The 12840-nt window shown below is 67.1% G+C and carries 13 protein-coding genes; 8 read left to right on the top strand and 5 right to left on the bottom strand.

The window, feature by feature from the left end:
* Window positions 1-17 precede the first annotated feature (17 nt).
* The 3 genes from ACXMDM_RS01480 (at window position 18) to ACXMDM_RS01490 (ending at window position 1491) form a co-directional block, all read left to right on the top strand.
* Window positions 18-761, top strand: coding sequence for a pirin family protein (locus ACXMDM_RS01480; RefSeq protein WP_071800313.1), 744 nt, complete (start codon window positions 18-20; stop codon window positions 759-761).
* Window positions 758-958 (top strand): hypothetical protein, encoded by a 201-nt coding sequence (locus tag ACXMDM_RS01485; RefSeq protein WP_071800314.1) that lies wholly within the window; start codon window positions 758-760, stop codon window positions 956-958. The genes ACXMDM_RS01480 and ACXMDM_RS01485 overlap by 4 nt, the downstream gene beginning before the upstream one ends.
* A gap of 293 nt (window positions 959-1251) precedes the next feature.
* Window positions 1252-1491, top strand: coding sequence for a hypothetical protein (locus ACXMDM_RS01490; protein WP_071800315.1), 240 nt, complete (start codon window positions 1252-1254; stop codon window positions 1489-1491).
* Here ACXMDM_RS01490 and ACXMDM_RS01495 read toward each other — a convergent pair.
* The 4 genes from ACXMDM_RS01495 to ACXMDM_RS01510 all read right to left on the bottom strand — a co-directional run bounded on the left by ACXMDM_RS01495 (window position 1479) and on the right by ACXMDM_RS01510 (window position 6850).
* Window positions 1479-1667, bottom strand: a complete 189-nt coding sequence (locus ACXMDM_RS01495; RefSeq protein WP_071801982.1) for a hypothetical protein — start codon at window positions 1665-1667, stop codon at window positions 1479-1481. The two genes, ACXMDM_RS01490 and ACXMDM_RS01495, sit on opposite strands and share 13 nt — an antisense overlap.
* A gap of 313 nt (window positions 1668-1980) precedes the next feature.
* Window positions 1981-4866, bottom strand: a complete 2886-nt coding sequence (gene gcvP / locus ACXMDM_RS01500; protein WP_499570339.1) for an aminomethyl-transferring glycine dehydrogenase — start codon at window positions 4864-4866, stop codon at window positions 1981-1983.
* A 245-nt stretch (window positions 4867-5111) separates the two neighbouring features.
* A complete protein-coding gene (gene gcvH / locus ACXMDM_RS01505) occupies window positions 5112-5501 on the bottom strand; it encodes a glycine cleavage system protein GcvH (protein ID WP_259722772.1) in 390 nt (129 codons plus the stop codon).
* Between the two features lie 47 nt (window positions 5502-5548).
* Window positions 5549-6850 carry a methionine gamma-lyase family protein gene (locus ACXMDM_RS01510; protein WP_259722773.1) on the bottom strand — a complete coding sequence of 434 codons (1302 nt, stop codon included), beginning with the start codon at window positions 6848-6850 and terminating at the stop codon, window positions 5549-5551.
* A gap of 297 nt (window positions 6851-7147) precedes the next feature.
* Between ACXMDM_RS01510 and ACXMDM_RS01515 the strand changes: the two genes are divergently transcribed.
* Window positions 7148-8044, top strand: a complete 897-nt coding sequence (locus ACXMDM_RS01515) for an acyl-CoA desaturase (RefSeq protein ID WP_499570341.1) — start codon at window positions 7148-7150, stop codon at window positions 8042-8044.
* Here the strand turns inward: ACXMDM_RS01515 and ACXMDM_RS01520 are convergent.
* A complete protein-coding gene (locus tag ACXMDM_RS01520; RefSeq protein ID WP_259722774.1) occupies window positions 8011-8781 on the bottom strand; it encodes a DUF8644 domain-containing protein in 771 nt (256 codons plus the stop codon). The genes ACXMDM_RS01515 and ACXMDM_RS01520 overlap by 34 nt on opposite strands.
* A gap of 283 nt (window positions 8782-9064) precedes the next feature.
* On the opposite strand from ACXMDM_RS01520, the gene ACXMDM_RS01525 reads away from it, so the two are divergent.
* From ACXMDM_RS01525 to ACXMDM_RS01540, 4 genes are all read left to right on the top strand, one after another.
* Window positions 9065-9847, top strand: coding sequence for an acyl-CoA desaturase (locus ACXMDM_RS01525; protein WP_499569937.1), 783 nt, complete (start codon window positions 9065-9067; stop codon window positions 9845-9847).
* An 86-nt stretch (window positions 9848-9933) separates the two neighbouring features.
* Complete coding sequence (gene rplI / locus ACXMDM_RS01530) at window positions 9934-10392, top strand: 50S ribosomal protein L9 (protein WP_259722776.1); 459 nt, start codon at window positions 9934-9936, stop codon at window positions 10390-10392.
* Between the two features lie 56 nt (window positions 10393-10448).
* Complete coding sequence (dnaB, locus tag ACXMDM_RS01535; RefSeq protein ID WP_259722777.1) at window positions 10449-11882, top strand: replicative DNA helicase; 1434 nt, start codon at window positions 10449-10451, stop codon at window positions 11880-11882.
* A 124-nt stretch (window positions 11883-12006) separates the two neighbouring features.
* On the top strand, window positions 12007-12837 hold the full coding sequence (locus ACXMDM_RS01540; protein ID WP_259722778.1) for a sterol desaturase family protein: 831 nt from the start codon (window positions 12007-12009) through the stop codon (window positions 12835-12837).
* Window positions 12838-12840: the final 3 nt, after the last annotated feature.

The raw sequence follows: 12840 nt of genomic DNA on the forward strand, positions 1-12840 counted from the left end.
CGATCAAACATTCTCCTGTGACCCGCAGAAGCAGCCAACCCTCCACCAAGGCTGCGGTCTTCCGCCCGGCCGCCGAGCGCTTCCTCAGCACACTTGACTGGCTGGAGAGCTGGCACAGCTTCTCCTTCGCCCACCACTACGACCCGGCCTGGCTGGGCTTCGGTCCGCTGCGGGTGATCAACGACGACACGATCGCCGCCGGCCGTGGCTTCGGCCTGCACCCCCACCGGGACATGGAGATCATCACCGTGATGCTGGAGGGCGAGCTCAGCCACAGCGATTCGATGGGCAACGGCGAGATGTTGCGGGCCGGCGAGGTGCAACGCATGAGTGCCGGCAGCGGCGTGGTTCACAGCGAGATCAACCGCGGCGCCGTGCCCTGCCGGCTGTTGCAGATCTGGATTGAACCGTCCAGCCACGGCAGCGCGCCGGCCTACGAGCAGAAGCCCTTCGCGTTGGGCGACGACTGGACCCTGCTGCTCGATCCCGAAGGCCGCCAGGGGGCGATGGCCTTGAACCGGCCCGTGCGGCTGTGGCGGGCCCGGCCTGCGGCCGGCAGCCGGCTGGGCCTGCCCCTGGCGGCTGGCCGCCAAAGCTGGCTGCAGCTGATCGATGGCAGCGTGCGGCTCGATTCCGGGCGCGCCCTGGAGCGTGGAGACGGCCTCGGCTTCGTGGCGGGTCCTGAAGCCCTCATCAGCGAAGCCGAAGGCCTGACAGCCGAGGCCGCCGGCGCCGATCTGCTGCTGTTCGAACTGGCTTGAATGGGACTGGCGAGAACGGCAGGACTGATGAACAGCTCCCAGCTGGAGCACTGCAGGCCAAAGCGGCAGAGATCCTGACCTTCTGGTTCGAGCAAACGGCGCCCCGAAGCTGGTTTGTCAAAGACCAGGCCTTTGATCGCTTCAGCAATGCCGACACCAGCCGCTTTGCCCGTCGGCACCGGGACGTGATCGCCTGATTGGGAATCGTTTTAGGGTCGAATGGCTTGGCGTTCCGGAACCGGAGAGCCTGGCTCAGGAGGCTTCGCTGGAAGGGATGGGGCCGGGTTGTGGAGGAGTTGAGAAGGAGTTGCGGAAGGGTTCTGGCCAGAGAAGGCCTTCGATCACAGCGGTTTCAAGGCCACACATCACCAAGATCGAGATCTTTTCTGAGACTGGCTTGAAGAGTTACGAAGAATACGGGTGAGTGCAGTGGTTGCTGCAGCATCCGGCGGCATCCATTCCTGTAATGAACTGAACCGTCCTGTCGACCATGGTCCAGGTCCGAGAGTTTCCTGACCCCAGCCTTCCCATTCACGGCCAGGCTGCCAGTCGTCAGGGCCGGCGCTGGATGGTGCGCTACAGGGGGTTTGTGCTCATGCCCCAGCCCGATCTCAGCTGGCTGGTGCGGCCAGAGCGCAGCCCGATGGGAGTACTGCCCTTCCGCACACCTCCCAATTCCCTCGACGATGTCAAGGCCTTGGTGGACTGGCGCCTCAATCAGGCCGCCTGAGGCGGTGTTGGCGTTGGTGAGGCTTGGAACGGCAGCACCAGGGTGACCCAGCGATCCGGTCGTTCGGGCCTGGCACGCCGCGCCTGACGCACACCAAACGGGACCCGCAGCACATTGGTGCCCTCAACGCGAAAGACCTCGCCGCGGGCGTGGGAATGGGCCATCGAACCGCGCAGGGGGGGAAGTTGGGGTTCGCGCCGCCTCGGAGTACTGCTCTGTGGAGTGCTGCCCTTCGAAGTGCTGCAACCCCTTGCATCAGCGCTGTCATCTGAGATGGCCAGGGCTGCCAGGTTCAGGTGACTGGGGGCGCGGGGGCCTTTGCTGCTGCCGTCGTTGTTGTTCATGATCCCGGGTGTGAGGAGCGGGCTGGCATGGGAGAACAACCGCACGGGGTTGCCCTGTTTGCCGGGAATGTAGCCCCCTTTCCAGTCGCCGGGTAGGGCGGAGATGCCGCCTACCTTTCCGGCTGAAGAAGTGACTGGATGATACTCACTCGCTGACCGCCATCTCCTCCACCGTCGGACAGGTGCAGACCAAGTTGCGATCGCCGTAGGCGTTATCGATCCGGGCCACGGCCGGCCAGAACTTGTTGTGGCGCTGGGCAACGCCGGCCGGGAAGGCCGCCTGGCTGCGGCTGTAGGGCCGATCCCACTGATCGGCGGTGACGGCAGCGAGGGTGTGGGGGGCGCGGCGCAGGGGGTTGTTGCTGGGATCGGAAGCGCCCGATTCAATGGCGGCCGCCTCGGCGCGGATGGCGACCATCGCCGCGCAGAACCGCTCGATCTCCGCGAGCGACTCGCTTTCGGTGGGCTCAACCATCACGGTGCCGGCCACCGGCCAACTCACGGTCGGTGCATGGAAGCCGTAATCCATCAGCCGTTTGGCCAGGTCATCAACCTCCAATCCAGCACTGCGCTTGAGCGGACGCAGATCGAGAATGCACTCATGGGCCACCCGGCCGCCGGCGCCGCGGAACAGCACCGGGTAGTGGTCTTCCAGTCGGCTGGCGATCAGGTTGGCGGCCAGCAGGGCCACGGCACTGGCCTGACGCAGGCCGGCGCCGCCCATCATCCGCACGTACATCCAGCTGATCGGCAGGATGCCGGCACTGCCCCAGGGCGCGGCGGACACCGGCCCGATCGCCTGGCTCTCAGGCCCTGAAGCGGACACCTTGGTGTGGGGATGGCCGGGAAGAAAGGGCACCAGATGGGGCGCTACTCCGATCGGGCCGACCCCGGGACCACCGCCGCCGTGGGGAATGCAGAAGGTCTTGTGCAGGTTGAGGTGGCAGACATCGGCGCCGAAACGACCCGGCTGGGCGAGCCCCACCTGGGCATTGAGATTGGCGCCATCGAGATAGACCTGGCCGCCATGACGATGCACCACCGCACAGAGCTGGCGGATGCCGGTTTCGAACACGCCGTGGGTGGAGGGATAGGTGACCATCACCGCTGCCAGCGAGGCGGCGTGGGTCTCGGCCTTGGCCTCCAGGTCAGCCAGGTCGATGTTGCCGTCGGCATCGCAGGCCACAGGCACCACCTTGAGGCCAGCCATCACGGCGCTGGCCGGGTTGGTGCCGTGGGCGCTGGTGGGAATCAGGCAGATGTGGCGCGCGCCCTCGCCGCGGCTGCGGTGCCAGGCCCGGATCACCAACAGGCCAGCATATTCACCCTGGGACCCGGCATTGGGCTGCAGCGACACCCCGGCAAAGCCCGTGCAGGCCGCCAGCCAACCTTCCAGATCGGCCACCAGCTTCGCGTAGCCCAGGGTCTGGCTGGTCGGGGCGAAGGGGTGCAGTTCGGCGAACTCCGGCCAGCTCACGGGCGCCAGCTCGGCGGCGGCATTGAGCTTCATCGTGCAGCTGCCCAGCGGGATCATGCCGTGCACCAGCGAGAGGTCTTTGGAGACCAGCCGTTGGATGTAGCGCAGCAGCTCGGTTTCGCTGCGGTAGCGATGGAAGACCTCCTGGGCCAGCCAGGGGCGCTGCCGCAGCGGCAGACCAGCCAGCAGCTGGCCATCGAGCGTGTGGCCAGCGGCGGTGGCGGCGCCCTCCAGCTCGGCCAACAAGGCCGCCGCGCTCGGGGCCTGCGCGCCTGCGGCAAAAACGGCCAGCAAGCGATCCAGCTCGGCGGTGTCGGTGCGCTCATCGAGGCTGATGGCCAGGCCAGCAGGGAACAGCGGCCGCAGGTTGAAGCCGGCCGCCTCGGCGCCCGCCAGCAGGCTGGCGGCAGCCGGGGTGCGCAGGCTGAGCGTGTCGAAGGCCGGGCCGGGCTCCACGGCAAAGCCCAGCCGCTCGAGGCCCAGGGCCAGGGCGGCCCGCTGCAGCATCAGCCGACGGGCGATCGCCGCGAGGCCATCGGGACCGTGGTGCACGGCGTAGAAGCTGGCCATCACCGCCAGCAGCACCTGGGCGGTGCAGATGTTGCTGGTGGCCTTATCGCGCCGGATGTGCTGCTCACGGGTCTGCAGCGCCAGCCGCAGGGCGGGGTTGCCTTCCGCATCGAGCGATTGGCCCACCAGCCGGCCGGGAATCTGGCGCTGGTGCTGGGTCGTGGTGGCGAAAAAGGCGGCATGGGGCCCGCCGCAGCCGAGCGGTACGCCGAAGCGTTGGCTGCTGCCGACGGCCATGTCAGCTCCGAGCTCTCCAACGGGCTCCAGCAGCACCTGGGCCAGGGGATCGATCGCCACGGTGACCAGGGCGCCGGCGGCGTGAGCCGCGGTGATCACGGCGCGGGGATCCCAGAGCCGGCCGCTGCTGCCGGGTAACTGCAGCAGAACGCCAAAGATGTCGCCTGCCTTCTCGCCTGGACCATCGCCAAGTCCAACAGGCAGGGGTCGGGCAGGGTCAAAGGTCTCGATCACCAGGCCCAGCGGCTCGGCGCGGGTCTGGAGCACGGCCAGGGTCTGGGGGAAGACCCCCTGATCCACCAGGAAGCGGCGGGCCTCGGGCCGCTTGCAGGCGCCGTAGCTGAGTGCCATGGCTTCGGCCGCGGCGGTGGCCTCATCGAGCAGGGAGGCGTTGGCGATCGGCAGGCCGGTGAGCTCGCTGATCAGGGTCTGGAAGTTGAGCAGGGCCTCCAACCGCCCCTGGGCGATTTCCGCTTGGTAGGGGGTGTAGGCGGTGTACCAAGAGGGGTTCTCCAGCACCTGGCGCTGAATCACCGCCGGGGTGGCGGTGCCGTAATACCCCAGCCCGATCAGGCTGCGCCGCACTTTGTTGGTGGCGGCGATCTGGCGCAGCTCAGCCAGGGCCTGGGCCTCCCCTACACCAACTGGCAAGCCCACGGCGGCCTCGGCGGAGCCCAGCAGGATGTCGGCGGGGACCACCTCGGCGATGAAACTGTCGAGATCAGCGCAACCAACGGCGGCCAGCATCTGAGCCTGATCGGCCGGCGACGGTCCGATGTGCCGCGCCACGAACGCAGAGAGGGCGGGCGTGACAGCTGGCGCGGCCGGAGCCGCTGCGGGCGTGGAGGTTGATGCAGCGAAAGAAGCCCGAGCTTCGGTCGCTTCGGTCGCCAGTCCTGAAGAGGCTGCGGTCACGGCCTGGCGCCCATGGGGAAGTGAGGGCGAGTGTAGGGAGGGATATTCGCCAGGCAGGCAGGCTCGCCTAAGCGCCTTCAGCTCCCTTCGACCTTGGCGCGGTATTGGCCGGCATCCATCAGATCGTTGAGTTCCGCCGCCGCACTGGGGCGCACCAGCAACAACCAGCCTTCACCGAAAGGGTCGTTCTGGATCTCCTCCGGGCTGGCCAGCACCGCTTCGTTGCGCACCTCAACGGTGCCGCTGATCGGGGCATACATATCCTCGACGGCCTTGACCGACTCCACCGAGCCAAAACTGGTGCCCCGCTCCAGGCTGGCGCCCACGTCCGGCAATTCGACAAAGACGATGTCGCCGAGTTGCTGCACGGCGAAGGCGCTGACGCCCACCCGCACCAGCTCACCTTCGGCACGGGCGTATTCGTGGCTCTCAGCGTATCGGCAGTCGTCGGGATAGGGGAGCGCCATCGCCGGCGGAATTTCAGAGGTGACTCACTGTGGCGGAACGCCACCGGTTAGGGCAACAGGCCAGCGGGTTCCAGCTGCCCTGCCGCTTCAAGGGCGGTGAGGGCCCGCTCCAGGGCCAGTTCGGCGTGGCAGTGATGGCTGCCGCCCTGGCTGAACAACACGTAGGGCTCCCGCAGCGGGGCATCGGCGGAGAACTCGCTGGTGCTGCCGTCGATGAAAGTGCCACCGGCCATCACCAGCTCACTGCCGTAGCCGGGCATCGGCGCAGGCACCGGATCGAGATAGGACCCCACCGGCGAGCAGGCCTGGAAGGCCCGGCAGACGGTTTGCAGCGGTCCTGCCGCACCGAAGCGCACCGCCTGGATCACATCGCTGCGCTCTCCCCCCACCAGGGGTTGGATGGCAAAGCCCAGCGAGGCGAACACCGCCCCCACCAGTTCGGCGCTGATCAACGCCTCAGCCACCATCTGCGGAGCCAGGAACAGGCCCTGGAACAGCAGGCGGTAGAGATCAAAACCGGTGCCGCCCTCCCGGCCGATGCCCGGGGCGGTGAGGCGGCAGCAGGCCTGCTCCACCAGCTCGCTGCGGCCGGCCACATAGCCGCCGGTGGGGGCCAGGGTTCCGCCGGGATTCTTGATCAAGGAGCCGGCGATCAGATCGGCCCCCACCGCCGGCGGCTCGCAGGCCTCAACGAATTCCCCATAACAGTTGTCGACAAAACAGACGCAGCCGGGCTGGAGCGCCTTGACCCGCTCAATCAGCGCGCCGATCGCGGCGATGCCCAGCGACGGACGCCAGCTATAGCCACAACTGCGCTGGATCAGCACCATCCGGGTGGGAACCGCCAGGGCGTCGGCCAACCCGGAAGTGTCCACCCGGCCGTCGGCATCGAGCCCAAGTTCGTCGTAGTGGATGCCGAACTCGGCCAGGGAGCCCTGGCCACTGCCGCGCAGGCCGATCACTTCTTCGAGGGTGTCGTAGGGGCGGCCGGTGAGAGCCAGCAGCCGGTCTCCAGGCCTGAGCACGCCGTAGAGGGCGGCGGCGATCGCGTGGGTGCCGCTGACGAACTGCAGGCGCACGGCCGCCGATTCGGCCCCCAGCACCCGGGCGAAAACCCGATCGAGGACCTCCCGGCCCAGATCACCGTGGCCGTAGCCGCTCACCGAGGCGAAGTGATGGGGCCCCAACCGCTCGGCCGCAAAGGCCTCCAGCACCCGTGCCAGGCCTGGCTTCACGGCGGCGGTGCGGCGGGCCGCCAGGGGAGTGATGGCGGCGAGTGCGGCGGCGACCCGATCGCTGGCCCAAGGGGAGATCGGCGCTGGAACGCTCCGTTGCGGCTGCCCGTCCATGACCCAAGGCCTCAGGAGTGGAGCCATCGTGCCTGCTCTTCCTCCTTTCACCGCTAGATTCCGAGGCGATTGAGCGGTGCCAAGCGCCGTTTGCCCAGGTTCAGGTGATCAACTTTGCCCCCACGGGGCTCCTTGCAGCGGGCCAGGCCCGTGGATGGCGAGGCGGCGGACACCACCCTGCCCACATCCGCGAGAGTTCATTTGGTTGCCGCTCCAGACACCAGCCCGGCCCCTTCCCAGCCGGGGCGATCTTCCCTTCAGACCCTGCGCAGCCCGGGTGTCCACGCCTCCGACAACCTGGAGGCAGCCATTCGCAGCGCCGTGAACTCCCGGCGTGCGCCGTTGCCGCCCAAACAGCGCGTCTACAAGCTCGGCACCACCGGCTTCATGCTGGCCATGCATGTGGGTGCCGTGGCAGCCCTGCTCCCCCGCTTCTGGAGCTGGCAGGCCGTGGCGGTGATGGCCGTCCTCTACTGGACCACCGTGCTCGGAGTCACCCTTGGGCTGCACCGCCTGCTGGCCCACCGCAGCTTCGTGGCCCCCAAGTGGCTGGAGCGCACCCTGGTGCTGATGGGCAGCCTGGCCTGCCAGAGCGGACCGATCGAATGGGTGGGGCTGCACCGCCACCACCACAAATTCTCCGACCAGTCCAACGACCACCACGACGCCGGCCGCGGTCTGTGGTGGAGCCACAGCGACTGGATGCTGCACGACATCCCCGCCGTGCGTGAGGTTGAGCGCTTCACCGGCGACCTGCAACGCGACCCCTTCTATCGCTGGCTGGATCGCTGGTTCCTGATGCTGCAGCTGCCCCTCGGTGCCGCCCTTTGGTGGTACGGCGAGCAGGCCGGCGTTCCAGGTGGCGGCCTCGGCCTGGTGCTCTGGGCGATTCCGCTGCGCCTGGTTGTCGTCTATCACGTCACCTGGCTGGTCAATAGCGCCACCCACGCCTTCGGCTACCGCAACTTCGACAGCCCCGATCTGTCGCGCAATTGCTGGTGGGTGGCGATCCTCTCTTTTGGTGAGGGCTGGCACAACAACCACCATGCCCATCCCTCCAGCGCCCGCCATGGCCTGCGCTGGTTCGAATTCGATCTCACCTGGCAGCACATCCGACTGCTGCAGTGGCTGGGCCTGGCCCGGCGCGTGCGGGTGGCCCGTTACGGGCCTGAAAGCTCGGCGGCGAGTTCCTGACGGATCACCTCAGCCAGTTCCCTGCTGCCCGCCTGTTTCTGCAGGCGGGCTTTTTGGCGCAATACCTCAAGGAACTGATCGGCACTGAGCTCCGGAGCGCCAGCCCCTCCAAGCCCCACCAGGGTGCGGTGAAGATCGAGCAGTTCGCTGTCGAGTTCGCCCGAGCTGTAATCGCGCTGGCCGGCCATCACGGCGGCGAAACGTTCACGGCGCTGGGATTTCTCGGCGGGATAGGCCGCCAGGATCTGATCGCGGCTGGATCGCCAGGGCCGACCGCCGCTGAGCAGTTCAGCCAGGGCGGCACTGAGCGGAATCGCTTCCTCGTCGGCGATGCGCAGGTCGAAGGCCGTGGGGGGCTGGCGGATCCCGACGAAAATCTCCAGCAGCTGGCCGCAGCCCAGCGCCAGGCCGTCGTTGTCGCGCAGGGGCAGGCAGCCGCTGGCGAGGGCCTCGATCAACTCGGGCTGGCCGGCGAGCGCCTCGGAGCGGCCAGCCCCAGCGCCGGCGCCCGCCAGCCACTGGTTGATGCGCCCCAGGGCGAGGAACACCTCCGGGCCTGGGGCCGCCAGCTTGCGGTTGCGCAGCATCGAGACCTGGGAGTTATGGATGCGCCCAAGGCCGAGGGTTTCAGCCAGGCCAGGGAGAACCCGGTGGGACCAGCCGTTGCGCTCATGCCAGGCCCTGATCAGATGAGCAAAGGCTTCACGGCCTGATTCGATTTCCTCTCGATATCCCACTCGATCTGGATTCGTATTGCTACCATTCTAAGGATTGATATGGAGATGACCCGCATGACCATGGCCCCCCAGCGTTCTCGCCCCCGGGGCCCAACCCCACACCTGATGCCAGGCCCGATGCCGGCTCCGCCTCCAAACCCGTGGGTCTGGACCACACCCCGCGACGAGAGGATCGCGGTGACAACTCGTGGCGCCGCAGGTGGCGTACACCCGCCCCAGCCAGTGGGAAACGCGCAGCGAGGGGGGGCTTACCGGCGGGTGAAGTCAGACCACGACCCGCTGCATGGCCGTGATCCATGTGCTGGCGCTGGTGGCATTGCTGCCCCGGTTCTGGAGCGTTCCGGCGGTCGTCAGCCTGCTGGTGCTCTATTGGATCACGGCCTGCCTGGGGGTCACGGTCGGCTATCACCGGCTGCTCAGCCACCGCTCGTTCCGGGTGCCCCACTGGCTGGAGCGGTTCTTCGCCACCTGCGGCGCCCTGAGCTGTCAGCACGGTCCGATCGACTGGAGCGGCCTGCACCGCCATCACCACAAGTTCTCCGATACGGATGTGGATCACCACAACAGCCACCGCGGCTTCTGGTGGAGCCACATGGGCTGGATGTTCGAGACCATCCCCGCCACCGCCGCCGTGCCCCGGCTCACCGGCGATCTGCAGCGCGACCCCTACTACCGCTGGCTGAACAATTACTTCCTGCTGCTGCAGATCCCCCTCGGCCTGCTGCTGTTCTGGATCGGCACGGTCAGCGGCGCCGGCGGCTGGGCTCTGGTGCTCTGGGGCATTCCCCTGCGCCTGGTGATCGTCTACCACTTCACCTGGCTGGTGAACAGCGCCACCCACCGTTGGGGGCAGGTCCGCTACCCCAGCGGCGACCAGTCGCGCAACAACCCCTGGGTGGCTGCCCTGACTTTCGGTGAGGGCTGGCACAACAACCACCACGCCTTCCCCCATTCGGCCCGCCACGGCTTCGGCCCCGCCCAGATCGACCTCACCTGGCAGCACATCCGCCTACTGCGTGCCCTCGGTCTGGCGACCCATGTGCGCCTTCCCCGCAGGGCTGGCTGAGGCCATCAAGCGTTGACCTAGGCTCGACGATCGCCCTTGCGGCCGCTCGCCCGAGTCGGCCCTTTGTTCACCTTCCTGCAACTCCCATGGCCAAACGCGTATCTGTCGTCCTCAGCGAAGACGTCGCCAGCCTCGGCAAGGACGGTGAACTGGTGGATGTGGCTCCCGGCTACGCCCGTAATTTCCTGCTTCCCCAAGGCAAGGCCGTGGCGGTGACCGCCGCGGTGCTGCGCCAGGTGGAGCACCGCCGGGCCAAGGAAGCCGAACGCCAGGCCGCCCTGAAGGCCGAGGCCGAAGCCTTCCGCACGGCCCTGGTCACGATCGGGCGTTTCACCGTCAAGAAGCAGACCGGCGGCGACGACGTGCTCTTCGGCACCGTCACCAACGGCGATGTGGCTGAAGCGATCGAAGCGGCCACCAAAAAAGAACTGGATCGCCGCGACATCCTGGTGCCCGAAATCCACCGTACTGGCGCCTACAAGGTGCAGGTGAAGCTCCACCCCGAAGTGACCGCCGAGATCAACCTCGAAGTGGTCAGCCACTGAGCCTGAACCGCGCCGAAACGGCGGCTGAACCCCTCGCAGCGGCCTAGCCTCGGCCGATGGTCAGCGCTCCCCTCTCAGCTCCCGATGGTGGCGGCCCCGAGCCCGGGGGCAACGTCACCCCGGCCTTCCGTCGCCGCGGCCGCGAGCAGGACGAAGCCCGCTTCGAGGCCCTTCCCGATCAGGTTCCGCCCCAGAACCTGGAGGCGGAAGAAGCCGTGCTGGGTGGCATCCTGCTCGACCCCGATGCCCTCGGGCGCATCGCCGACGTACTGCGTCCCGAGGCCTTCTACCTCAACGCCCACCGCGAGATCTACCGCACCGCCCTGATGCTGCACGGCCAGGGCAAGCCCACCGACCTCACAGCCATGGCCGCCTGGCTGGCGGACACCGGCCAACTGGAGAAGGTGGGCGGCAGCAACCGGCTGGTGGAGCTGGTGGAGCGCACGCTCAGCACCGCCTCGATCGACCAGGTGGCCCGCCTGGTGATGGACAAATACCTCAGGCGGCAGCTGATCCGCTCGGGCAATGAGGTGATCCGGCTCGGCTTTGATCAGACCAAGCCGATGGACCAGGTGCTCGATGAAGCCGAGCAGCAGATCTTCGCGATCAGCCAGGAAAAACCATCGGTGGGTCTTACCCCCACCGCCGAAATTCTCACCAGCACCTTCAACGAGATCGAAAGCCGCTCGCTCGGCATCTCGGTGGCGGGCATTCCGGTCAACTTCTACGACCTCGACGCGATCACCCAGGGGCTGCAGCGCAGTGACCTGATCATCGTGGCCGGCCGGCCAGCGATGGGGAAAACCTCGATCGTGCTCAACATCGCCAAGAACGTGGCCCAGCTCCACCAGCTGCCGGTCTGCGTCTTCAGCCTGGAGATGAGCAAAGCCCAGCTCACCTACCGCCTGCTCTCGATGGAGGTGGGCATCGAGAGCGGGCGGCTGCGCACCGGCCGGCTACAGCAGGAGGAATGGCCCCGGCTCGGCCAGGGCATCAACACCCTCGGCCAGCTGCCGCTGTTCATCGACGACAAGCCCAATGCCGGCGTCCTGGAGATGCGCTCCCTCTGCCGGCGGCTGATGGCCGAGCAGGGCAAGGAGCTGGGCCTGATTGTGATCGATTACCTGCAGCTGATGGAGGGCACCACCCCCGACAACCGGGTGCAGGAACTCTCCCGCATCACCCGGGGCCTCAAGGGCATGGCGCGCGAGCTGAACGTGCCGGTGATCGCCCTCTCCCAGCTCAGCCGCGGCGTCGAATCGCGCACCAACAAGCGGCCGATGCTCAGCGATCTGCGCGAATCAGGCTCAATCGAGCAGGACGCCGACCTGGTGCTGATGATCTACCGCGACGAGTATTACAACCCGGAAACGGCCGATCGCGGCATCACCGAGGTGATCGTCACCAAGCACCGCAACGGGCCGGTGGGCACCGTGAAATTGCTGTTCGAGCCCCAGTTCACCCGCTTCCGCAACCTGGCGGCGCCTTAAACCAGGCGGCACGCCTGCTGGAGCGATCAGCTGGATCCTGCTGCATCTCCATGATTTCGGCTGTTTCAAGGCGGCGCGGTGTCCCTAAGCTGTGCCGTGACGCCGCCTTTGGGATAACCAGTCCATGCCGATCGCACAGATCGACACTGAAAAGATCGACACCGAAACAGTGATCCGTTCGCTCGGCGATCACTCCTTCGTGTTCTACGGACTTGTTTTCTTCGGCATTATTTTAGCCCGTTATTTTCTGTTGGCCGGTGGATCCTGGTGGTGGCTCTATGCCCGCAGCCCGGAAACAATTCCCGCACCCACTCCCCAGCAGAGACATCGCAGCGCCGAGGGCATCCGCGCTGACATCCGCCTCTCGGTGCTCTCGGCGGTCGTGTTCGCCCTGGCCACCGCCGCCGTGCTCACGCTCCAGAGCCATGGGCTTACGCGCCTCTATGCCAAGCCCGACACCTACGGCTGGTGGTACCTGGCCTTGAGCTACGGCGCCATGCTGATCCTTCAGGACGCCCTGTACTACGCCAGCCATCGCCTCTTCCACCACCGCTGGTTTTACAGCTGGTGCCACCAAGGCCATCACCGCACGCGCCAACCCACCCCCTGGACCTCCTTCGCCTTCGATCCCCCCGAAGCCGTGGTTCAAGCCCTGGTGCTGGTGCTGCTGGTGATGCTGGTGCCCCTGCACCTGATCACCCTGATGGCGGTGCTGAGCACGATGACGGTCTGGGCGATTGTGAATCACCTCGGCCTCGATCACCTGCCCCGCCGTTTTCCCCACCACTGGCTGGGGCGCTGGGTGATTGGACCCGCCCACCATTCGCTGCACCATCGACACCCAGGCGTGCATTTCGGGCTCTATTTCACGTTCTGGGACCGCATCGGCGGCAGCGAAGATCCCGACTACGCCGCTGCGCTGGCCCCCCCGGGCGATCTGGGCGCCATACATTGAGGC

Source organism: Synechococcus sp. CS-603 (assembly GCF_977929215.1).

What these genes read in the sequence shown, in the direction of transcription:
- ACXMDM_RS01490 (WP_071800315.1), top strand. Translation starts at nt 1,252, where the DNA reads ATGGTCCAGGTCCGAGAGTTTCCTGACCCCAGCCTTCCCATTCACGGC.
- gcvP (WP_499570339.1), bottom strand. Translation starts at nt 4,866, where the DNA reads ATGCTGGCCGCCGTTGGTTGCGCTGATCTCGACAGTTTCATCGCCGAG.
- gcvH (WP_259722772.1), bottom strand. Translation starts at nt 5,501, where the DNA reads ATGGCGCTCCCCTATCCCGACGACTGCCGATACGCTGAGAGCCACGAA.
- ACXMDM_RS01510 (WP_259722773.1), bottom strand. Translation starts at nt 6,850, where the DNA reads ATGGACGGGCAGCCGCAACGGAGCGTTCCAGCGCCGATCTCCCCTTGG.
- ACXMDM_RS01525 (WP_499569937.1), top strand. Translation starts at nt 9,065, where the DNA reads ATGGCCGTGATCCATGTGCTGGCGCTGGTGGCATTGCTGCCCCGGTTC.
- rplI (WP_259722776.1), top strand. Translation starts at nt 9,934, where the DNA reads ATGGCCAAACGCGTATCTGTCGTCCTCAGCGAAGACGTCGCCAGCCTC.
- dnaB (WP_259722777.1), top strand. Translation starts at nt 10,449, where the DNA reads ATGGTCAGCGCTCCCCTCTCAGCTCCCGATGGTGGCGGCCCCGAGCCC.
- ACXMDM_RS01540 (WP_259722778.1), top strand. Translation starts at nt 12,007, where the DNA reads ATGCCGATCGCACAGATCGACACTGAAAAGATCGACACCGAAACAGTG.